Source organism: Stenotrophomonas sp. 115C5 (assembly GCF_056861055.1).
The window spans coordinates 420,540-440,625 of the sequence record NZ_JBSPUQ010000001.1 but is presented as its reverse complement, the minus strand read 5'-3'; the positions used below and the strand labels follow the sequence as shown (position 1 = coordinate 440,625).

20 protein-coding genes are annotated in these 20,086 nt (G+C 66.3%); 11 read left to right on the top strand and 9 right to left on the bottom strand.

Annotated elements, in window-relative coordinates; genetic code table 11:
* The first annotated feature begins 34 nt into the window (after positions 1 to 34).
* Positions 35 to 595, top strand: a complete 561-nt coding sequence (locus AC13FN_RS02080; RefSeq protein WP_049434615.1) for an EF-hand domain-containing protein — start codon at positions 35 to 37, stop codon at positions 593 to 595.
* A 51-nt stretch (positions 596 to 646) separates the two neighbouring features.
* On the opposite strand, the gene AC13FN_RS02075 is transcribed toward AC13FN_RS02080, so the two are convergent.
* The 4 genes from AC13FN_RS02075 to AC13FN_RS02060 all read right to left on the bottom strand — a co-directional run bounded on the left by AC13FN_RS02075 (position 647) and on the right by AC13FN_RS02060 (position 4,387).
* Positions 647 to 1,864 carry an RNA polymerase sigma factor gene (locus AC13FN_RS02075; protein ID WP_401741704.1) on the bottom strand — a complete coding sequence of 406 codons (1,218 nt, stop codon included), beginning with the start codon at positions 1,862 to 1,864 and terminating at the stop codon, positions 647 to 649.
* A 224-nt stretch (positions 1,865 to 2,088) separates the two neighbouring features.
* Entirely contained in the window at positions 2,089 to 2,598 is a 510-nt protein-coding gene (locus AC13FN_RS02070) for a pathogenicity-like protein (RefSeq protein ID WP_054171245.1), read from the bottom strand.
* 4 nt (positions 2,599 to 2,602) lie between these two features.
* A complete protein-coding gene (tesB, locus tag AC13FN_RS02065; protein WP_004148214.1) occupies positions 2,603 to 3,523 on the bottom strand; it encodes an acyl-CoA thioesterase II in 921 nt (306 codons plus the stop codon).
* An 87-nt stretch (positions 3,524 to 3,610) separates the two neighbouring features.
* Entirely contained in the window at positions 3,611 to 4,387 is a 777-nt protein-coding gene (locus AC13FN_RS02060) for an enoyl-CoA hydratase/isomerase family protein (RefSeq protein WP_010483336.1), read from the bottom strand.
* 34 nt (positions 4,388 to 4,421) lie between these two features.
* Between AC13FN_RS02060 and AC13FN_RS02055 the strand changes: the two genes are divergently transcribed.
* The gene (locus tag AC13FN_RS02055; protein WP_217015432.1) at positions 4,422 to 4,868 is read left to right on the top strand and encodes a copper chaperone PCu(A)C; all 447 of its coding nucleotides are present in this window, start codon (positions 4,422 to 4,424) and stop codon (positions 4,866 to 4,868) included.
* A gap of 53 nt (positions 4,869 to 4,921) precedes the next feature.
* On the opposite strand, the gene AC13FN_RS02050 is transcribed toward AC13FN_RS02055, so the two are convergent.
* Both AC13FN_RS02050 and gstA read right to left on the bottom strand, forming a co-directional pair.
* Positions 4,922 to 5,647, bottom strand: coding sequence for a hypothetical protein (locus AC13FN_RS02050; protein ID WP_054171247.1), 726 nt, complete (start codon positions 5,645 to 5,647; stop codon positions 4,922 to 4,924).
* Positions 5,648 to 5,763: 116 nt separating this feature from the next.
* Positions 5,764 to 6,366, bottom strand: coding sequence for a glutathione transferase GstA (gstA, locus tag AC13FN_RS02045; protein ID WP_049434626.1), 603 nt, complete (start codon positions 6,364 to 6,366; stop codon positions 5,764 to 5,766).
* 122 nt (positions 6,367 to 6,488) lie between these two features.
* Here gstA and AC13FN_RS02040 point away from each other — a divergent pair, with 122 nt between their 5' ends.
* Positions 6,489 to 6,845, top strand: coding sequence for a winged helix-turn-helix transcriptional regulator (locus AC13FN_RS02040; protein ID WP_049434627.1), 357 nt, complete (start codon positions 6,489 to 6,491; stop codon positions 6,843 to 6,845).
* 71 nt (positions 6,846 to 6,916) lie between these two features.
* Here AC13FN_RS02040 and AC13FN_RS02035 read toward each other — a convergent pair whose 3' ends face one another.
* Together AC13FN_RS02035 and uvrA are read right to left on the bottom strand one after the other, a co-directional pair.
* Entirely contained in the window at positions 6,917 to 7,324 is a 408-nt protein-coding gene (locus AC13FN_RS02035; RefSeq protein ID WP_049434629.1) for an acyl-CoA thioesterase, read from the bottom strand.
* Complete coding sequence (uvrA, locus tag AC13FN_RS02030; RefSeq protein WP_217015434.1) at positions 7,324 to 10,317, bottom strand: excinuclease ABC subunit UvrA; 2,994 nt, start codon at positions 10,315 to 10,317, stop codon at positions 7,324 to 7,326. The genes AC13FN_RS02035 and uvrA overlap by 1 nt, the downstream gene beginning before the upstream one ends.
* Before the next feature lie 316 nt (positions 10,318 to 10,633).
* On the opposite strand from uvrA, the gene rplU reads away from it, so the two are divergent.
* The 3 genes from rplU to cgtA all read left to right on the top strand — a co-directional run bounded on the left by rplU (position 10,634) and on the right by cgtA (position 12,454).
* The gene (rplU, locus tag AC13FN_RS02025) at positions 10,634 to 10,942 is read left to right on the top strand and encodes a 50S ribosomal protein L21 (RefSeq protein ID WP_005408557.1); all 309 of its coding nucleotides are present in this window, start codon (positions 10,634 to 10,636) and stop codon (positions 10,940 to 10,942) included.
* An 18-nt stretch (positions 10,943 to 10,960) separates the two neighbouring features.
* Positions 10,961 to 11,224 carry a 50S ribosomal protein L27 gene (rpmA, locus tag AC13FN_RS02020; RefSeq protein WP_005415704.1) on the top strand — a complete coding sequence of 88 codons (264 nt, stop codon included), beginning with the start codon at positions 10,961 to 10,963 and terminating at the stop codon, positions 11,222 to 11,224.
* A 177-nt stretch (positions 11,225 to 11,401) separates the two neighbouring features.
* Complete coding sequence (gene cgtA / locus AC13FN_RS02015) at positions 11,402 to 12,454, top strand: Obg family GTPase CgtA (RefSeq protein WP_010483324.1); 1,053 nt, start codon at positions 11,402 to 11,404, stop codon at positions 12,452 to 12,454.
* A 216-nt stretch (positions 12,455 to 12,670) separates the two neighbouring features.
* Here the strand turns inward: cgtA and rpsT are convergent, their stop codons facing one another.
* On the bottom strand, positions 12,671 to 12,940 hold the full coding sequence (rpsT, locus tag AC13FN_RS02010; protein WP_005408560.1) for a 30S ribosomal protein S20: 270 nt from the start codon (positions 12,938 to 12,940) through the stop codon (positions 12,671 to 12,673).
* Between the two features lie 117 nt (positions 12,941 to 13,057).
* Here rpsT and murJ point away from each other — a divergent pair, with 117 nt between their 5' ends.
* The 5 genes from murJ (at position 13,058) to ispH (ending at position 20,015) form a co-directional block, all read left to right on the top strand.
* Positions 13,058 to 14,662: a murein biosynthesis integral membrane protein MurJ gene (murJ, locus tag AC13FN_RS02005; protein ID WP_482984261.1), complete on the top strand. Its 1,605-nt coding sequence runs from the start codon at positions 13,058 to 13,060 to the stop codon at positions 14,660 to 14,662.
* A 75-nt stretch (positions 14,663 to 14,737) separates the two neighbouring features.
* The gene (locus tag AC13FN_RS02000) at positions 14,738 to 15,685 is read left to right on the top strand and encodes a bifunctional riboflavin kinase/FAD synthetase (RefSeq protein WP_049434634.1); all 948 of its coding nucleotides are present in this window, start codon (positions 14,738 to 14,740) and stop codon (positions 15,683 to 15,685) included.
* Positions 15,682 to 18,513, top strand: coding sequence for an isoleucine--tRNA ligase (gene ileS, locus AC13FN_RS01995; RefSeq protein WP_482984262.1), 2,832 nt, complete (start codon positions 15,682 to 15,684; stop codon positions 18,511 to 18,513). Before AC13FN_RS02000 ends, ileS begins: the two co-directional genes overlap by 4 nt.
* Positions 18,513 to 19,037 (top strand): signal peptidase II, encoded by a 525-nt coding sequence (lspA, locus tag AC13FN_RS01990; RefSeq protein WP_049434638.1) that lies wholly within the window; start codon positions 18,513 to 18,515, stop codon positions 19,035 to 19,037. The genes ileS and lspA overlap by 1 nt, the downstream gene beginning before the upstream one ends.
* A 27-nt stretch (positions 19,038 to 19,064) precedes the next feature.
* Positions 19,065 to 20,015 carry a 4-hydroxy-3-methylbut-2-enyl diphosphate reductase gene (gene ispH / locus AC13FN_RS01985; protein ID WP_019337505.1) on the top strand — a complete coding sequence of 317 codons (951 nt, stop codon included), beginning with the start codon at positions 19,065 to 19,067 and terminating at the stop codon, positions 20,013 to 20,015.
* Positions 20,016 to 20,086 lie beyond the last annotated feature (71 nt).

Here is a 20,086-nt window from a genome sequence, read left to right as displayed (position 1 = left end):
CCCCGACGCTGTTCCCATCCCCAGGAGTGACCTCATGATCCGTACCCCCCTGCTGCTGGCCCTGCTGCTCGGCACCTCCGCTTCCGGTATCGCGCTCGCTGCCGACACCCCGACCACGCCCGCGCAGCGTCCGGCCAAGCTGGACACCAACGGCGACGGCGTCATCGACCGCGGCGAAGCCGCTGCCAACCCGCGCCTGGCCGCGAAGTTCGACGAGCTGGACAAAAACAAGGACGGCAAGCTCTCGCGCGATGAGCTGCCGCGCTGGAAGCATGGCAGCCGTGGCCACGGCGGTGAGCGCTGGGCCAAGCTGGACGTCAACAAGGACGGTCGCATCAGTCGCGAGGAAGCCAAGGCCGATCCGCGCCTGGCCGCGCGCTTCGACCAGCTTGATCTGAACAAGGACGGCTATCTGGACAAGGCCGACCGCGAGCTGCGCATGAAGCAGCATCGTGATGCCTGGTTCGCTGCAGCCGACACCAACAAGGACGGCCAGCTGAGCAAGGCCGAGTTCGACGCCGCCAAGGGCCCGATGCACGGTGGCCCGCGCCATGGCGGTCCGCGCGACGGTGGCGCACCGGCGCCGCAGCGCTGAGGGTCGACGCAGTGAATGATGACAACGCCGGCAGACTGCCGGCGTTGTCCGTTATACGTTTCCGCTGCGCATCAATGCATACACCACCAGGGCGATCACGAAGACGTTCGCGCCGATGATGCCGGTGCGCCCGTAGACGGATTCGTATTGCCAGTTGGTTCCGCTGCGGCCGCGCCGCGCCGAATCACGCGCGATCATGGGGGCCATCACGCGCTGCAGCGGCACCAGGCACTGGTAGTTCACCGTACCCAGGCCGATGACGAGAATGGCAAGTTGCAGCCACAGCGGCACCTGCAGCATCAGCGAAACCAACAGGCTGGTGCAGACGACCATCGCAGTGAACGTATTGAGGTGCACGAACCGTCGCACGGCCGCCCGTTCCTGCGGGGTGTCTGCGAAGCGCAGCAGGAAGCGGCCCCCCAGATAGCTGCCGATGATGCCACCGACGACGCCCCCGGCAACGGCGGCCCAGTTGCTGGCGGGTATCAGGTGCAGCTGGCTGGCGGCGGCCGTCAGTGAACCCATGGCTGCGCCGCCTGCGGCACTGACGCCGCCCAGGCCCAGCTTGCTGCCGCCCACGCCGACGCCGGTGCTGAGCAGGATCGCGGCACTGGCGGTGCCGGGCGCGGCCACCAGTACCATCGACACCACGGCTGTGGCGAATGCAGCGCTCGGCGCGCTGCTGCGTGCGAACTCACCGAAGCGCTGCAGCAGGCCGTCGCGGACCAAGGCACGGGCGCGCGACAGGCGCTTGCGCACGGCCGCATCGCTGAGCCCGAGCAGGTCGGCCACCTGCTGCGAGCGCTGGCCTTCGCGGTAGTACAGCAACAGCACTTCGCGGCTGTCGGCCGGTAACGCGGAAATGATGTCCTCGGCGGCGATCTCTTCCTCCACCCGCTGCAGGCGGTCGGCTGCGTCCGGCGACGGGTCGGCGGCCATGCCCAGCGCCACTTCGGCCGCCTCGCCGGTCAGCGGCCGGCCACGTTGTGCACGCAGCCAGTCGCGGGCCAGGTTGCGGGTGATCTGCCGCAGCCACGGCAGGAAGCTGGTCGCGCTGCGCAGCTGGTGCAGCTGCTGCCAGCCCTTCACAAAGGCTTCCTGGGCAATGTCCTCGCTGGCCTGGCGGTCGCGGGTGATGGCCAGCGCGATGGCGGTGACCGTGTTCTGGCAGGCCAGCACGATGCGGCCGTAGGCGTGCTGGCAACCGCTGGCGGCAGCGGGCAGTTCGCGTTCCAGGGTCTGGTCGATCAATGCGGCGAACGTCGTCATGGCGGCGGCTCTCCTGCGGGGATTGTGTCCCATGACGGAGCTGCGCGCCCAATGTGACCGCAGATGCTGATGCATCTGCAGTCCGCGCATTCCACCTCATCCCCGCGCCGTTGGCGCACCCCCTTGAACAACAAGGGGGCTCCAATCCTGAGGGGTTACGGTGAAATCGCGGCCCCGCTGCCAGGTCGCTGTGCTCGCCGGACATGGCCCGGCGCTACCGCCTCTTATCTGGACGGCTGGATACGGACCCGGATTTCTTCCTCTTCCGGCGCGGCCTGAGGGGCTGGTTGCGCCTGCTGCGGCTGGGCCTGCGGGGCAGGGGCCGGTGCGGCAGGTGCCGGGGTGCCGCGATGGCGCAGGCCGATCACCAGCGCCACGCCGGCGATCACCACCAGCAGGGCGATGCGGATGCGCCAGGCCCAGCCGCGGCCGCTGCCGGTCGTTTCGGCGGTGTCGCGGAAGGCGAACTCGGCGGTCGGGTGGTCGCGGCGGGTGGTGTCGAGCAGGCGGGCCTCGCGCAGGATCTCGCGCGCGCGCGGCTGGTCGTCGGCGCGCACGATCCACACCGCCGGGTAGGCGTTGGCGTTGCCCAGGTCGGTGTAGCTGAACTGGCCACGGCGGCGGGTCTTGTACGAGCGCCCGTTGGTCACCTTGACGTCGATGCCATGCCCGCGCAGGAGCTCGGCCACGCCTTCGACGGTTTCCACGCGCTGGCTGCTGAAGATCTGGCGCATCGGATCAGTCCTTGGCCGGCACGGCGGCGGCCGCTGCCTGGTCGGGAACCACGCGGATCAGGCCTTCCTGCGCAGTGCTGGCGACCAGTACGCCATTGCGGGTGAAGAACTGGCCACGGGCCAGGCCGCGCGAATCCTGCGCGCTGGGGCTGTCCAGCGAGTACAGCAGCCAGTCGTCGGCGCGGAACGGGCGGTGGAACCAGATCGCGTGGTCGAGCGAGGCCATCTGCACGTGCGGGTGGTAGTAGCTGATCCCATGCGGGAAGGTCGCTGTGCCCAGCAGGTGGAAGTCGGAGGCATAGGCCAGCAGTGCCTGGTGCAGTTCCGGGGCGTCGCCGACCGGCTCGCTCAGGCGCAGCCACACCTGGTGGTAGGGCGGGCGCTTGGGCGGGTTCAGTTCGTCACGCGGGTAGACATGGCGGAACTCGAACGGGCCGCCGCGCGACAGCCAGCGCTGCACCTTGATCGGCAGCCGCTCCAGCACTTCGGCCGGCAGCGGACGGTTCGGTTCGATGTCTTCCGGCTGCGGCACTTCGGGCATCTTGTGCTGGTGCTCGGCGCCGGTCTCGGCCTGCTGGAACGAGGCCGCGCAGAAGAAGATCACCTTGCCGTGCTGGATCGCAGTCACCCGGCGTACCGAGAAGCTGCCGCCGTCGCGGGTACGGTCCACGTCATAGACGATGGGGTGGTCGATGTTGCCGGCGCGCAGGAAGTAGGCGTGCAGCGAGTGCACATGGCGGCCGTTGTCGACCGTGGCCTGGGCCGCGGCCAGCGCCTGGCCCAGCACCTGCCCGCCGAACACGTACTTGGTGCCGATGTCGCGGCTCTGCCCGCGGAACAGGTTGTCCTCCAGCCGCTCCAGGGTGAGCAGGTCGATCAGCTCGGAGACGACGGGTTCGGGCGTGTCGTTCAAGGGGGCGGCCACGGCAGTGAAAGAGGGCCTGATTATACCGGTCAGGGGTCAGTTCCCTTTCGCCCGGCGAAAGGGATCTGACCCCGGGCGGGGCAACCGCTATTTGCCCAGCCGGGCGACCAGCGCCTGCAGGGCGTTCTGTGCGTCCGGCGCAAACCAGGCCTCGACGAAGCGGTCGAGCTGGATCAGGTCCGGCTGCAGCGCCACGTGCAGGTCCGCACGGGCAATCGCACGGGTCAGCAGCATCGGCTGGCGCGGCTGCTTGAGCAGGTTCTGCAGCCAGGCCACTGCGCGGGCCACCACCAGGTCACCTTCGGCCAGTTCATCGACCAGGCCGATCTGCAGCGCCTGTTCGGCCGGCACCAGCGAACCGGTGGTCAGCAGGACGCCGGCGCGGTGCACGCCCACCGCACGGCGCAGCAGGCGCTGGATGCCCTCCGGCGCGATCAGGCCGACCTGCACTTCGTTCAGGCCGATGGCATACGGTCGCGACGGATCGGCGCTGCGCGCCATGACGCGGTAGTCGCAGCACAGGGCCAGCACGCAGCCACCCGCCGGAGCGTGGCCGGTGATCGCCGCGACCACCGGAATGCGGCTCTCGGCCAGCGTGCGCACGGCGCCAAAGAAGGCGTTCCAGGTGTCCAGCAACTTGTGCTTGTCATCGCCGTGCGAGAGCAGGTGCGGCACGTCCATGCCGCCGGTGAAGATGCGCTCGCTGCCCGACAGCACGATGCCGTGTGCGTCTTCGGCCATGGCCAGCTCGATGGCATGGATCAACTGCCGGCACAGTTCGGTGTCCAGTGCGTTGACCGGCGGCCGCGCCAGGCGCAGTTCGCGGATGGGGCCATGGTTGATCACCTCGATGAGCGTCGTCATGCTGCGGTCTCGTTGCGAAGAAGGAACCTGGACGATGATAACCAAACCATTCGTTGGCGTACTGTTGGTTCTGTGTGCGGCCGCAGCATCGGTTTCGGCGGCGGAACCGGCCTGCGTCACGGTGGAGCAGGGCTGGGCGCGGTTGCCACCGAATCCGGCGATGCCGATGACCGCCGGCTATGGCGTGATCCACAACGGCTGCAGCAAGGCAGTGGCGATCACCGGTGCGACCAGCAGCGGCTTCGGTGATGTGTCGCTGCACGAGACCACGATCGTTGATGGCGTCAGCCGCATGCGCGCGATCGAGCGCCTGCCGCTGGCACCGGGTGCACGCGCCGAGCTCAAGCCCGGCGGCCTGCACCTGATGCTGATGCAGGGCAAGGGCGCGCTGAAGGAGGGGCAGGCAGTGCCGCTGCGGCTTCAGCTGGAGGGCGGTGGCGAGGCCAGCGCGACACTGACCGTGCGCAAGGCCGCGCCGTAACGCGGCGCCGGTTCCGCCGGGCATGGCCCGGCGAGCGCGCAGCGCTGTGGGGCTTACGACCAGTCGTACGAGAACAGCACCGTGCGGCTCACCGGCTCGTACAGCATCACGATGGCATCGGCGCCGGCCGCACACCAGTTGTAGCCGGCCACTTCGGCCACGGCGAAGAATTTCCTGCCGTCACGGGTGATGATGGCCCGTTCCGTGTCCTCCGGTGCATCCCAGTCGTCGGCCGCCGCCGTGAATTCCAGTGCGAAGGCTGGCGGAACGTCGGTCGTTTCGATCCAGTTGCCGGTCGAGATCTGCCCACCCAGCGTATCCAGCCACGCCTGTTCGCCCGGCTCGCCATCGCCATAGCGCGAGTAGCTGGCCAGCTTGCCATGCTGCTGGAAGAACGCCCTGGCCTTGGCATGGCTGTCGCGCATCTCGGCGATGTGCGCACGCGCGTCTTCGTCTTCTATTGCGTTGCCCTGGAAGTAGCCCTCGTTGCCGAGGAAGCGCATGCGGTTGTCCGCAGTCAGTTCGAAGGCAATCCAGTTGGTGGCGGTGAGATCGTTGTGGTGCGCTTCGGTGCACTCACCGATCAATCCTTCATAGGGTTCGATCGGGCACAGCATGGTCGCCAGCTGGCCGGCCAGTTCCGGGCGCAGCAGGCCGAGGTCGATCTTCAGCAGCGGCAGCAGATGCTGGCCGAGCCAGGCCTGGTCGGCAGGGAAGACGTCGGTGGGGAAGGGGACCATGCCGGGTAGCAGGTCGCGCAGTTCAGTCTGGTGGATCATGTCAGTCCTTTGCACTTGTGCCGGCCATGAATGCCAGCGGCGTGCAGCAAGGATAGACCACCGCTGCACTAATGCGGATGGAGCCGGGACGTACAGTGGACGCCCCGGGTGGTGCCTTACAGCAGCCCTTCGAAGGTCATGGCCTCCTTCACCGCAGGCCGTTCACTGACTCGCTGCAGAAGTGCCTGGGTAAAGGGCCAGGGGGTGAGATCGATACCAAGATGCCCTGTCCAGTTGACCACTACGAACAGGTAGATGTCGGCAATGGAAATGGACGAGCCCAACAGGTATCTGCGGCCATCGGACAAGCCGGATTCGACAATGTCCAGCTTCCGGTAGAGTCGCTGCTTGGACCGTTCCAGCACTGTATCCGACTCGGGATGGAACAGCGGACCAAATGTCGGGTGTAGTTCGGCGGCGATGTAGACCAGCCATTCGTGCAAGCGCGCCGCGCCGATTGCACTCACCGGAACCGAAAATTCAACACCCGCCACATCGGCAAGGTAGAGAAGGATCGCCGCGCCTTCGGTCAGGACTTCACCATTGTCCAGCCGCAGCGCGGCAACGTAGCCTTTGGCGTTGATCTTGAGGAAATCCTCGCCGCTTTCGGTGCGCTTGGTGGCGTGGTCGACTCGATCCATATCGAACTCGATTCCCAGTTCGCGCAGCAGGATATGAGCAGCCAGCGAACACGTTCCCGGTGTGTAGTAGAGCTTCATCGTTGTTTCATCGTGGGGGAGGGGCTGGCCAGTATGCTGGCGACTGCAGGGCGCAGGAGCTCCCGGCAGCAACGCGACGCGAGAATCGGGTTTCCAACTGGAAACCACTTGGAGCAAATGACATGGGCTTGAAGGTGCGAAAAAGCCAAGCGCAGGATCCGGGCAGCATCTGTCCGTTGACCAAATGCATGGCACTGTTGGCGGGTGCCTGGACGGCCGAGATCGTGTGGTCGCTGAGCGCGGGGCCACGACGCTTTGGAGAGTTGCGCATCGATCTGGCGCCGGTGACGGCCAAGACATTGACGGCGCGCCTGCGCGACATGCAGCTGAAGGGGATGATCACCCGGCACGAGCGCGATACCTCGCCGCCTTCGATCGAATACGCACTCACCGCCCTGGGGGCGCAACTGTTGCCGGCGATCCACGCCATCGCACGCGTTGGCAATGCACTGAAGTTTGGAGAGCCGGAGGTGGGCTGAGTTCCTGTGCGGAATGGCAAGGAAAAAGCCGCTCGAGAGCGGCTTTTTCCAAGGTGCGGCAGCGTTGCTGTTCAGCTCGACGCGCTGCGGATCGCCTCCGGCAGCGGTGCGCTCTTGCCGGTCTGCGTATCCATCCAGACCACCACCACGTTACCGTCGGAGTACAGCTTCGAGTCGTCCTGCTGGTCGACGATGCGATGGCCGATGGTCACGCTGCTGTTGCCCAGGCGCTCGACGAACAGTTCGACCAGGATGTCGTTGGGCCACACGATCGGCAGCCGGTAGTTGACGTTGGTCGCGGCCACCACCGGTGCGATGCGGTCGGTCATCGACACGCCTTCAACGCCCAACATCCAGCGCACGCGCGCTTCTTCCAGATAGGAAATGTACTTGGCGTTGTTGACGTGGCCCATGCTGTCCATGTCACGCCAGCGCACGCTGATCGGGATGCGGGCCAGGATCTTGTGTTCGCTGCTCATCAGGCGTCCTTCTTCTTCTTGCTGGCAGTAGCGGTCTTGCTGGACTTGCCGGTGCTCTTGGAAGCCACCGCCTTCTTTGCCGGCTTCTCCGGCTTCACCTTGCGCGGCGGGCGGGCGTCGGGCTTGTTGGCCACGGCGGCGGGCTGCTCCGGGCGTGCGTTGGTGGAGGGCAGCATGCGCGCCAGGAACTGGCCGGTATACGACTGCGGGCAGGCCGCCACGTCTTCCGGCGTGCCGGTCACCAGGATCGTGCCACCGCGGTGGCCGCCTTCCGGGCCAAGATCGACGATCCAGTCGGCGGTCTTGATCACATCGAGGTTGTGCTCGATCACCACCACCGTGTTGCCTTCGTCGCGCAGCTTGTGCAGCACGCCCAGCAGCGCTTCGATGTCGTGGAAGTGCAGGCCGGTAGTCGGCTCGTCCAGGATGTACAGGGTGCGGCCGGTATCGCGGCGCGACAGCTCCTTGGACAGCTTCACGCGCTGTGCTTCACCGCCGGACAGCGTGGTCGCGCTCTGGCCCAGCTTGATGTAGCTCAGGCCCACGTCCACCAGCGTTTCCAGCTTGCGCGCAATCGACGGCACCGGCTCGAACAGCTTCAGTGCATCCTCGACGGTCATTTCCAGCACGTCGTTGATGTTGAAGCCCTTGTACAGGATCTCCAGCGTCTCGCGGTTGTAGCGCTTGCCATGGCAGACGTCGCAGGGCACGTACACGTCCGGCAGGAAGTGCATTTCGACCTTGATCAGGCCGTCACCCTGGCAGGCCTCGCAGCGGCCACCGCGCACGTTGAAGCTGAAGCGGCCCGGCGAGTAGCCGCGCGCACGCGCCTCGGGAACCTGTGCGAACAATTCGCGCAGGGGGGTGAACAGGCCGGTGTAGGTGGCCGGGTTCGAACGCGGGGTGCGGCCGATCGGCGACTGGTCGATGTCCACCACCTTGTCGAACAGGTCCAGGCCATCGATCTCCTTGTAGGGAGCGATCGGGTGCGAGGCGCCGTTGATCTCGTTGGCGGCCAGCGAGAACAGGGTGTCGTTGATCAGGGTCGACTTGCCCGAGCCGGACACGCCGGTCACGCAGGTCAGCAGGCCCGACGGAATCGCCAGGTCCACGCCCTTCAGGTTGTTGCCGGTCGCCCCGCGAAGGTGCAGGGTCATCTTCGGGTTCGGCGTGTGCCGGCGCGCCGGGATCTCGATCGCGCGCTTGCCCGACAGGTACTGGCCGGTCAGCGAGCGCGGGGCTTCCAGGATGTCCTGCAGGGTGCCCTGGCCGACGATCTCTCCGCCATGCACGCCCGCGCCCGGGCCGATGTCCAGCACATAGTCGGCCAGGCGGATCGCATCCTCGTCATGCTCGACCACGATCACCGTGTTGCCCAGGTCACGCAGGCGGGTGAGGGTGCCGAGCAGGCGTTCGTTGTCGCGCTGGTGCAGGCCGATCGACGGCTCGTCGAGCACGTACATCACGCCGACCAGGCCGGCGCCGATCTGGCTGGCCAGGCGGATGCGCTGCGCCTCGCCACCGGACAGGGTGTCGGCCTTGCGCTCCAGGGTCAGGTAATCCAGGCCGACATCGACCAGGAAGCCGAGGCGTTCGCCGATCTCCTTGACGATCTTCGCGGCGATCTCGCCGCGCCAGCCCGGCAGGCTCAGTTCGCTGAAGAACTTCAGTGCCTCGTCGATCGGCAGCACCACCAGCTCCGGTAGCGGACGATCGGCCACGAACACGTTGCGTGCCGCCTTGTTCAGGCGCGCACCGTTGCATTCCGGGCACGGTTGCTCGCTGATGTACTTGGACAGCTCCTCGCGCACCGCCGGTGACTCGGTTTCCTTGTAGCGGCGTTCGAGGTTGGGAATGATGCCCTCGAAGCGATGCTTGCGCTGGGTGCGGCCACCGGCTTCGGTGAAGTAGGTAAAGGTGATCGTTTCGTCGCCGCTGCCGTACAGCACGGCCTGCTGCACCTTGGCCGACAGCGAGTTCCACGCGGCGTCCACGTCGAACTTGTAGTGCTTGGCCAGCGAGGCGATCAGCTGGAAGTAGTAGGCGTTGCGACGGTCCCAGCCACGCACCGCACCAGCAGCCAGCGACAGCTCCGGATGCACGACCACGCGCGAAGGGTCGAAGAACTCGGCGATGCCCAGGCCATCGCAGCCGGGACAGGCACCCATCGGTGCGTTGAACGAGAACAGACGCGGTTCCAGCTCCGGCAGCGAGTAGTCGCAGACCGGGCAGGAGTACTTGGAGGAGAACAGTGCCGGCGTGGCGTCGGCGGCGTCCAGGCTCTGCACCGAGGCCATGCCATCGCCGAGCTTCAGCGCGGTCTCGAAGCTCTCGGCCAGGCGCTGCTTGATGTCCTCGCGCGGGCGGAAGCGGTCGATCACCGCCTCGATGGTGTGCTTCTGGCGCAGCGCCAGCGGCGGCACCGCATCGATTTCATACAGCTCGCCGTCCACGCGTACACGCACGAAGCCCTGCGCGCGCAGCTGGTCGAACACCTGTGCGTGTTCGCCCTTGCGGTCGCGGATGACCGGCGCCAGCAGCATGTAGCGCTGTTCCGGGTCCAGGGTCAGCACCTGATCGACCATCTGGCTGACCGTCTGCGCTTCCAGCGGATAGCCGTGGTCCGGGCAGCGCGGGGTGCCGACGCGGGCGTACAGCAGGCGCAGGTAGTCGTAGATCTCGGTGATGGTGCCGACCGTCGAACGCGGGTTGTGCGAGGTCGACTTCTGCTCGATCGAGATGGCCGGGGACAGGCCTTCGATGTGGTCCAGGTCCGGCTTTTCCATCACGCTCAGGAACTGGCGCGCATAGGCCGACAGCGACTCGACGTATCGGCGCTGGCCTTCTGCATAGATGGTGTCGAACGCCAGCGAGGACTTGCCCGAACCGGACAGGCCGGTGATCACGATCAGCTTGTCGCGGGGCAGGTCGAGGTCGAGGTTCTTCAGATTGTGCGTCCGCGCGCCGCGGATGCGGATGAAATCCATCGCCATGGGGGATCCGGTTGTGGGGGCGTTGGCTGGGTGCCGGGCCAGCAGGGAACGGCAATCGGTCAGCCTACCGAGGTGACCAGATGGGGGCAATGGGCGACAATGCCAGCCCGATGTCTCACCTGATGAGACAGGCCGACAGGCAGGGGTCAGATCCCTTTTCATCACGTGAAGAGGGATCTGACCCCGTTCCGGCCCGGCCTCCAGGCCGTTCAGGGGTTGACTTGACCCGCGCCCGCTGATCTGCGTACAATTCCGCTCCTGTCCGCCCTCGATGGCGGCAGCTCAGACCACAATAACTACAGAGGAAGGCCTGGTCATGTACGCAGTACTGGTCACCGGCGGTAAGCAATACCGCGTGGCGCAGGGCGAAAAGCTCCGCATTGAAAAGCTCGAAGTCGAAGTCGGCAGCGAGATCAAGTTTGACAACATCCTGATGCTGGGTGACAGCGACGGCGTGAAGCTGGGCGATGCGCTGAAGGGCGCTGCCGTCACCGCCAAGGTCCTGTCCCAGGGTCGTGCTGACAAGGTCCGGATCATCAAGTTCCGTCGCCGCAAGCACCACATGAAGCGTCAGGGTCACCGTCAGTACTACACCGAAATCGAGATCACCGGCATCGCCGGCTAAGCATCAGGAGAAGCAGTCATGGCACATAAAAAGGGCGTAGGCTCCTCGCGCAACGGTCGCGACTCCAACCCGAAGTACCTGGGCGTCAAGATCTTCGGCGGCCAGGCCATCGAAGCCGGCAACATCATCGTGCGTCAGCGCGGCACCCAGTTCCACCCGGGTTCGGGCGTTGGCCTGGGCCGTGACCACACCCTGTTCGCCCTCGTGGACGGCAAGGTGGAGTTCTCGGTCAAGGGCGCCAAGAAGCGTCGCACCGTCAGCATCGTCTCGGCCGACGCCTGATCCAGGCATCGCCGGCACCCGTGCCTCGGCATGGGGGTGCTGCATGAAGAGCCCCGCTTCGGCGGGGCTTTTCGTTAGAGTGAAAGCAAGACCGGCCAGGCCGGGTTGCCGGCCAGCGGCTGGCATAACATTCAAGGCGACGGCTGGCAGGCCGCGCCCATCGCAGGCATCGAAACAATGAAACTGGTAGACGAAGCAGAAATCGAAGTGTTCGCCGGCAACGGCGGCAACGGCTGCATTGGCTTCCGTCGCGAGAAGTTCATTCCGCTCGGCGGCCCGGACGGCGGCGACGGCGGTGCGGGCGGCAGCGTGTACATCCGCGCCGACGAAAACCTGAACACCCTGGTCGACTTCCGTCATGACCGCATCTTCAAGGCGCAGCGTGGCGAGAACGGCATGGGTCGCCAGGCCTATGGCAAGGGCGGCGAAGACCTGACCATCACCGTGCCGGTCGGCACCGTGGTGATCAACGTCGCCACCGATGAAGTCATCGGCGACCTGACCCAGCACGGCGATCGCCTGCTGGTGGCCAAGGGTGGCCGTGGTGGCCTGGGCAACATGCATTTCAAGAGTTCGACCAACCGCTCGCCGCGCCAAGCGCTGCCGGGCGAGCCGGGCGAAGAGCGCACGCTGAAGCTGGAGCTGAAGCTGCTGGCCGACGTCGGCCTGCTGGGCTTCCCCAACGCCGGCAAGAGCACCCTGATCCGCGCCGTTTCGGCGGCGACGCCGAAGGTGGCCGATTACCCGTTCACCACGCTGTACCCGAACCTGGGTGTGGTGAAGGTGGAGAACTACCGCAGCTTCGTGATTGCCGACATTCCGGGCCTGATCGAAGGCGCGGCGGATGGCGCCGGCCTGGGTGCGCAGTTCCTGCGCCACCTGCAGCGCACCCGCCTGCTGCTGCACCTGGTGGACATCTCGCCGATGGAAGGTGGAGTGGAAGGGATTTCTCCGGTCGAGCAGGTGCGCGCCATCGAGCGCGAGCTGGAAAAGCACGATCCGGAGCTGCTGCAGAAGCCGCGCTGGCTGGTGCTGAACAAGGCTGACCTGATGTTCGAAGACGAAGCGAAGGCTGCGGCCGAGCAGATCGTCGCCGAGCTGGGCTGGAAGGAGCCGTGGTTCCTGGTCTCGGCGCTGGGCCGCGAAGGCACCTTCCCGATCATGAGCCGGATCATGGCCTTCTTCGATCGCCAGAAGGAAGACGAACTGGAAGCCCGCAACGCGCAGTAATGCCATTGTGGTTCCGTGCAAAAAACCCGGCTTCGGCCGGGTTTTTTGTTGGGACTGCCTTTCCTGTAGAGCCGAGCCATGCTCGGCTTTCCGCGCAGACGGCAGCCGAGCGTGGGCTCGGCTCTACATAAGCTGGATCGCAGGCAACAAAAAACCCGGCCGAGGCCGGGCTTTTGTCTGCAGCCCAACCCCGAAGGGCAGGGCGGCAACGCCGGATCAGGCGGCCTTGAGGGCCTTGATGCGGTCGTTCAGGCGGCTCTTATGGCGAGCAGCCTTGTTCTTGTGGATCAGGCCACGCGCGCTGAAGCGATCCAGGATCGGCTGGGCAACGGCGAAGGCGGCTTCGGCGCCGGCGGCATCGTTGGCGTCCAGCGCCTTGATCACTTTCTTGACAGCGGTGCGCAGCATCGAGCGCTGAGCCACGTTGCGCGCGTTGCGCACGACGGTCTGCTTGGCGCGCTTCTTGGCGGACTTGATATTGGCCACGGTGGTGGTTTCCTGAAAAAATCGGTGTTATGGGAACAGCAAGCTAGCTAGTATGATGGCCCGAGAAATGCACGTCAAGTCGATTGTCAAGAGGGACGCTGAGTGAGTTCACCGAAGATGTTGCGAGGCCTGCTGTCGTTCAGCAGCATGACCATGGTCTCGCGGGTGCTCGGACTTGTCCGTGACCAGGTGATCACCACCACGTTCGGCACCAATGCGGTTACCGATGCGTTCTGGGTTGCCTTCAGGGTACCCAATTTCCTGCGCCGGTTGTTCGCCGAAGGCTCCTTCGCCACCGCTTTCGTGCCGGTGTTCACGGAAGTGAAGGAAACCCGCAGCCACGCCGAACTGCGCGAGCTGATGGCCCGCACCGCAGGCACCCTGGGTGGGGTGCTGATGCTGGTCACCGCGCTGGCGCTGATCTTCGCGCCGCAGCTGGCCTCGGTCTTCTCAAGCGGCGTTGATACCGATCCGGTGAAGCAGGGCCTGCTGGTCGACCTGTTCCGCCTGACGTTCCCCTTCCTGCTGTTCGTCTCGCTCACCGCCCTGGCCGGCGGCGCGCTGAACAGCTTCCAGCGCTTCGCGATGCCGGCGCTGACCCCGGTCATCCTCAACCTGTGCATGATCGCCGGTGCGCTGTGGCTGGCGCCGCGGCTGGGCGGCACTCCAGAGAAGCAGATCCTGGCACTGGGCTGGGCGGTACTGGCCGCCGGCATCCTGCAGCTGCTGTTCCAGCTGCCGTCGCTGAAGGGTATCAACCTGCTGACCCTGCCGCGCTGGGGCTGGAGCCATCCGGGCGTGCGCAAGGTGATGACGCTGATGGTGCCGACCCTGTTCGGCTCGTCGGTGGCGCAGATCAATCTGCTGCTGGACACGGTCATCGCGGCCAAGCTGACCGACGGCTCGCAGTCCTGGCTGTCGCTGGCCGACCGCTTCCTGGAGCTGCCGCTGGGCGTGTTCGGCGTGGCCCTGGGCACGGTGATCCTGCCGGCGCTGGCCCGCCACCACGTGAGTACCGACCGCGAGGGCTTCTCGCGCTCGCTGGACTGGGGGCTGCGCATGACCCTGCTGATTTCGGTGCCGGCCATGCTGGGCCTGCTGCTGTTGGCCGAACCGCTGATCGCGACCATCTTCCAGCATGGTCAGTTCAGCGCCTTCGATACCCGCATGACCGCGCTGTCGGTGTACGGCCTGAGTTTCGGCCTGCCGGCGTTCGCCCTGCTGAAGGTGGTGCTGCCGGCCTTCTACGCCCGCCAGGACACCAAGACTCCGGTGCGCGCCGGTGTGGCCGCGCTGGTGGCCAACATGGTGTTCAACTTCGCCCTGCTGGCGGTGCTGTACCAGGTGATGGTGCCCGATGAGCTGAAGGCGCAGGGCGTGATGGCGGCCATCGGCAAGCAGCCGGGCCTGCACCTGGCGCTGGGCATTGCCAGCGCACTGTCCAGTTACCTGAACCTGGGCCTGCTGTGGTACTGGCTGGGCAAGACCGACGTCTACCAGCGCCGGCCGGGCTGGGGTGGCTATCTGCTGCGCCTGCTGCTGGCCTGCGCGGCCATGGTCGGTGTGCTGCTGGCCCTGCTGTACTGGCTGCCAGCGTTCTCCGCGATGGGTGTCTGGGAGCGGATCGGCAGCCTGGCGCTGCTGGTCGGCGGTGGCGTCGCCACCTACGCGGTGGCCATGGTGGCCATGGGCTTCCGTCCGCGCGACCTGCGCGGGCATTGATCACCGCTTGTGGCGGCTATACTTCAGGGTTACACCATTGAAGCGGCGGCCCCGGTCGGGCCGGAACGAGAGTTGATGAGCAGGCTGTTCAGAAGCGTCGAGGGCGGGGAGCTGTTCCCGAACGGAAGCGTGGTCTGTATCGGTGCATTCGACGGCCTCCATCTGGGCCATCGTGCGCTGGTCCGCCATGCGGTTGCCCGCGCGCGCGCCTTGGGCGTGGCCGCCGTGGCCGTGGCGTTCGAGCCGCTGCCGCGTGAATTCTTCGCCCAGGGCACGCCGCCGCCGCGGCTGACCCTGGCGCGCAGCAAGGTCGAGATCCTGCGCGAGCTCGGTGTCGATGCGATCGGCCTGCTGCGCTTCGACGCGGCGATGGCAGCGATGCCGGCCGAGACCTTCGTACGCCAGCTGCTGGTGCAGCGCCTGAACGCCCGCGAAGTCTGGATCGGCCCGGAGTTCTGCTTCGGCAACCGCCGCCGTGGCGACCTGGCCCTGCTGCAGAAGATGGGCGCCGAACTGGGCTTCACCGCCGGCGAGATCGAAGCGGTTGACCTGCACGGCGAACGCATTTCCAGCACCCGCATCCGCCAGCTGCTGCAGGAGGGCGACTTCGCCCGTGCCAATGACCTGCTGGGTCGTCCGTACGCGATCAGCGGCCGGGTGGTGCGCGGGCGCCAGCTCGGCCGTACGCTGGGCTTCCCCACCGCCAACCTGCGGTTCCCGAAGACCCCGGCGCTGTCGGGCATCTACGCGACCTGGGTGCACGGTGTGTTCGACCAGCCGTGGCCTTCGGTGTCCAGTTTTGGCACCCGGCCGACGGTGGAGGGCTTGGAGCCACTGCTGGAAGCCCACCTGTTCGATTTCCAGGGCGACCTGTACGGGCGCCACATCGACGTGGAGTTCGTCGCCAAGCTGCGCGACGAAGAGAAATTCAATGATCTGGCGGCGCTGACCGACCAGATGCACCGCGACGCCGAACAGGCGCGCGCCATCCTTTCCGAACATAGATTGCGAGCCACTGCGTGAGCCAGGACTACAAGACCACCCTGAACCTGCCAGCCACCGAATTCCCGATGCGCGGCGACCTGCCCAAGCGCGAGCCGGGCATTCTGGCGCAGTGGGAAGCGCAGGGGCTCTACCAGCAGCTGCGCGACAACGCCGCCGGCCGCCCGCTGTTCGTGCTGCATGATGGCCCGCCGTACGCCAACGGCCGTATCCACCTGGGCCACGCGGTCAACAAGATCCTGAAGGACATCATCGTCAAGTCGCGCTACCTGGCCGGCTTCGATGCGCCCTACGTGCCGGGCTGGGACTGCCATGGCCTGCCGATCGAGATCGCGGTTGAAAAGAAGTGGGGCAAGGTCGGCACCAAGCTGGACGCGGTTGAATTCCGCCAGAAGTGCCGTGAGTTCGCCGAAGAGCAGATCAACATCCAGCGCGTGGACTTCAAGCGCCTGGGCGTGACCGGTGACTGGGACAACCCGTACAAGACCCTGAGCTTCGATTTCGAAGCCAACGAGATCCGTGCGCTGGCCAAGGTCGTGGCCAACGGCCACCTGGTGCGTGGCGCCAAGCCGGTGTACTGGTGCTTCGACTGTGGCTCGGCGCTGGCCGAGGCCGAGATCGAATACCAGGAAAAGGAATCGCCGGCGATCGACGTGGCCTACGCCGCGCGTGATGCGCAGGCCATCGGCCAGGCGTTCGGCGTGAGCGTGCCGGCCGACGTCGAAGTGGCCGTGCCGATCTGGACCACCACGCCGTGGACGCTGCCGGCCTCGCTGGCGGTGTCGCTGGGCGCGGAAATCCGCTACGTGCTGGCCGAGGGCCCGGCGCACAACGGCAAGCGCCGTTGGCTGGTGCTGGCCGCCGCGCTGGCCGAGCGCGCACTGCAGCGCTACGGCGTGGACGAAGTGGTGCTGCACGGTGAAACCGCCGGTGCGGCTCTGGAGAACCAGCTGCTGGCGCACCCGTTCTACCCGGAGCGCGGGATCCTGGTGCTCAATGGCGACCACGTCTCCGACGAGGACGGTACCGGTGCGGTGCACACCGCCCCCGGCCATGGCCAGGAAGACTTCGTGGTCAGCCAGAAGTACGGCCTGCTGGACAAGTACAACGCCGGCCAGGTGACCCCGATCGACGGCCGTGGCGTGTACCTGGAATCGACCCCGCCGGCCGGTGACGTGGTGCTGGCTGGCCAGCACCTGTGGAAGGCGCAGGAGGCCATCGTCGGCGTGCTGCGCGACAACGGTTCGCTGCTGGCGTTCCATCCGATCCGCCACAGCTACCCGCACTGCTGGCGCCACAAGACGCCGGTGGTGTTCCGCGCCACCCCGCAGTGGTTCATCTCGATGGACAAGGCCAACCTGCGCAACGATGCGCTGGCCGCCATCGACACCGTCGGCTGGTTCCCGACCTGGGGCAAGGCGCGCATCCAGAGCATGGTCGACGGTCGTCCGGACTGGACCATCTCGCGCCAGCGCACCTGGGGTGTGCCGATCGCACTGTTCACCCATCGCCAGACCGGCGAGATCCACCCGCGTTCGGTGGAGCTGATGCAGCAGGTCGCCGACCGCGTCGAAGCCGAGGGCATCGACGTGTGGTATTCGCTGGATGCCGCCGAACTGCTGGGCGCTGAAGCGGCCGACTACGAGAAGGTCACCGACATCCTCGACGTCTGGTTCGACTCGGGCGTGACCCATGAAGGCGTGCTTGCCGCGCGTGGCTTCGGCAAGCCGGCCGACCTGTACCTGGAAGGTTCCGACCAGCACCGCGGCTGGTTCCAGTCCTCGCTGCTGACCGGCGTGGCGATCGACAAGCGCGCCCCGTACAAGCAGTGCCTGACCCACGGCTTCACCGTGGACGAGCACGGCCGCAAGATGTCCAAGTCGCTGGGCAACGGCATCGAGCCGCAGGACATCATGAACAAGCTGGGCGCGGACATCCTGCGCCTGTGGATCGCCTCGGCCGACTACAGCAACGAGATGTCGCTGTCGCAGGAGATCCTCAAGCGCAACGCCGACGCCTACCGCCGCCTGCGCAACACCGCACGCTTCCTGCTGGGCAACCTGGACGGTTTCGATCCGGCCCAGCACCTGCAGCCGCTCGACCAGATGGTCGCGCTGGACCGCTGGATCGTGCATCGCGCGTGGGAGCTGCAGGAGAAGATCAAGGCAGCCTACGACGGCTACAACATGGCCGAGATCGTGCAGCTGCTGCTGAACTTCTGCAGCGTGGACCTGGGCTCGCTGTACCTGGACGTGACCAAGGACCGCCTGTACACGATGCCGACCGATTCGCACGGTCGCCGTTCGGCGCAGAGCGCGATGTACCACATCGCCGAAGCGTTCACCCGCTGGGTCGCACCGATCCTGACCTTCACCGCCGACGAGCTGTGGGGCTACCTGCCGGGCGAGCACGCCGGCCACGTGCTGTTCACCACCTGGTACGACGGCCTGGCGCCGCTGCCGGCCGATGCCCAGCTCAACGCCGCCGATTTCGACCAGCTGCTGGCCGTGCGCGAGCAGGTGGCCAAGGTGCTCGAGCCGATGCGTGCCAATGGCGCGATCGGTGCGGCACTGGAAGCGGAGATCACCATCGCCGCCAGCGAAGAGCAGGCCGCGCGCTGGCAGCCGCTGGCCGATGAACTGCGTTTCCTGTTCATCAGTGGTGACGTGCAGGTGCGCCCGGCGACCACCGACGAGGTGTTCGTCAGCGCCCAGCCGACCGCCAAGGCCAAGTGCGTGCGTTGCTGGCACCACCGCGCCGACGTCGGCGGCAATGCCGACCACCCGGAACTGTGCGGCCGCTGCGTGAGCAACATCACCGGTGCCGGTGAAGTGCGGAGCTGGTTCTGATGGCCGCGCCCCGTCCGCATCCGAACGCCCTGGTCTGGCTGCTGCTGTCGGTGGCCATCATCGGGCTGGACCAGTGGTCCAAGGCCTGGGTCCTGTCGAGCCTGCCGGAGTTCCAGCCGGTGGTGGTCATCGACGGCTTCTGGAACTGGTACCGCACCTACAACACCGGTGCGGCGTTCAGTTTCCTGAGCGACGCCGGTGGCTGGCAGAAGCACTTCTTCACCGTGCTGGCGATCGTCATCAGCGGCCTGATGGCCTGGTGGCTGCGCGGCACCGCCCGTGGCAACTGGAAGGCGGCCGTGCCGTATGCGCTGATCATCGGCGGCGCGATCGGCAACGTGATCGACCGCCAGGTGCATGGTCATGTGGTCGATTTCATCCAGTGGTACGTGGGCAGCTACACGTGGCCCTCGTTCAACATCGCCGATTCGGCCATCGTGGTGGGTGCCATCGGCATCGCCCTGTTTGGCCTGTTCGACGGCAAGTCCGCCAAAAAGGCGGATAATGCCAATCCGAAACCGTAAGCCGGCCGCTGCCGGGAGATTGAACTGATGGATGTGCTGCTCGCCAACCCGCGTGGTTTCTGTGCCGGTGTCGATCGTGCGATCGAGATCGTCAAGCGCGCGATCGAAACGCTGGGCGCGCCCATCTACGTCCGCCATGAAGTGGTGCACAACCGCTTCGTGGTCGACGACCTGAAGCAGCGCGGCGCGATCTTCGTCGAAGAACTCGATGAAGTGCCGGACAACAACACGGTCATTTTCAGCGCGCATGGCGTGTCCCAGGCGGTGCGCCAGGAAGCCGAACGCCGTGGCCTGAAGGTGTTCGACGCCACCTGCCCATTGGTGACCAAGGTCCACTTCGAAGTGGCCCGCCACTGCCGTGCCGGCCGTGACGTGGTGCTGATCGGCCACGCCGGTCACCCGGAAGTGGAAGGCACCATGGGCCAGTGGAACCGCGAAGCCGGTACCGGCCAGATCTACCTGGTGGAGGACGTGGAGCAGGTTGCCACGCTGCACATCAACCAGCCGGAAAACTTCGCCTACACCACCCAGACCACGCTGTCGGTGGACGACACGCGCGGCATCATCGATGCATTGCGCGAGCGGTTCCCGGCGATGCAGGGCCCGAAGAACGACGACATCTGCTACGCCACGCAGAACCGCCAGGACGCCGTGCGCGATCTGGCCAAGCGCTGCGACCTGGTGCTGGTGGTCGGTTCGCCGAACAGCTCGAACTCCAACCGTTTGAGCGAGCTGGCCCGTCGTGAAGGCGTGGAGTCGTACCTGATCGACGGTGCGCACGAGATCGACCCGGCATGGGTGGCAGGCAAGCAGCACATCGGCGTGACCGCAGGTGCCTCGGCGCCGCAGGTGCTGGTCGATGGCGTGCTGGCGCGCCTGGCCGAGCTGGGCGCCAGCGGCGTGGGCGAGCTGGACGGCGAACCGGAATCGATGGTGTTCGCGCTGCCGAAGGAACTGCGCCTGCGCCTGGTCGACTGACCGGGAAGCGCCTCATCCACGCATGGCGTGGATCTACTGAAACTGCTCTGGTGGGTGCGAACCTTGGTTCG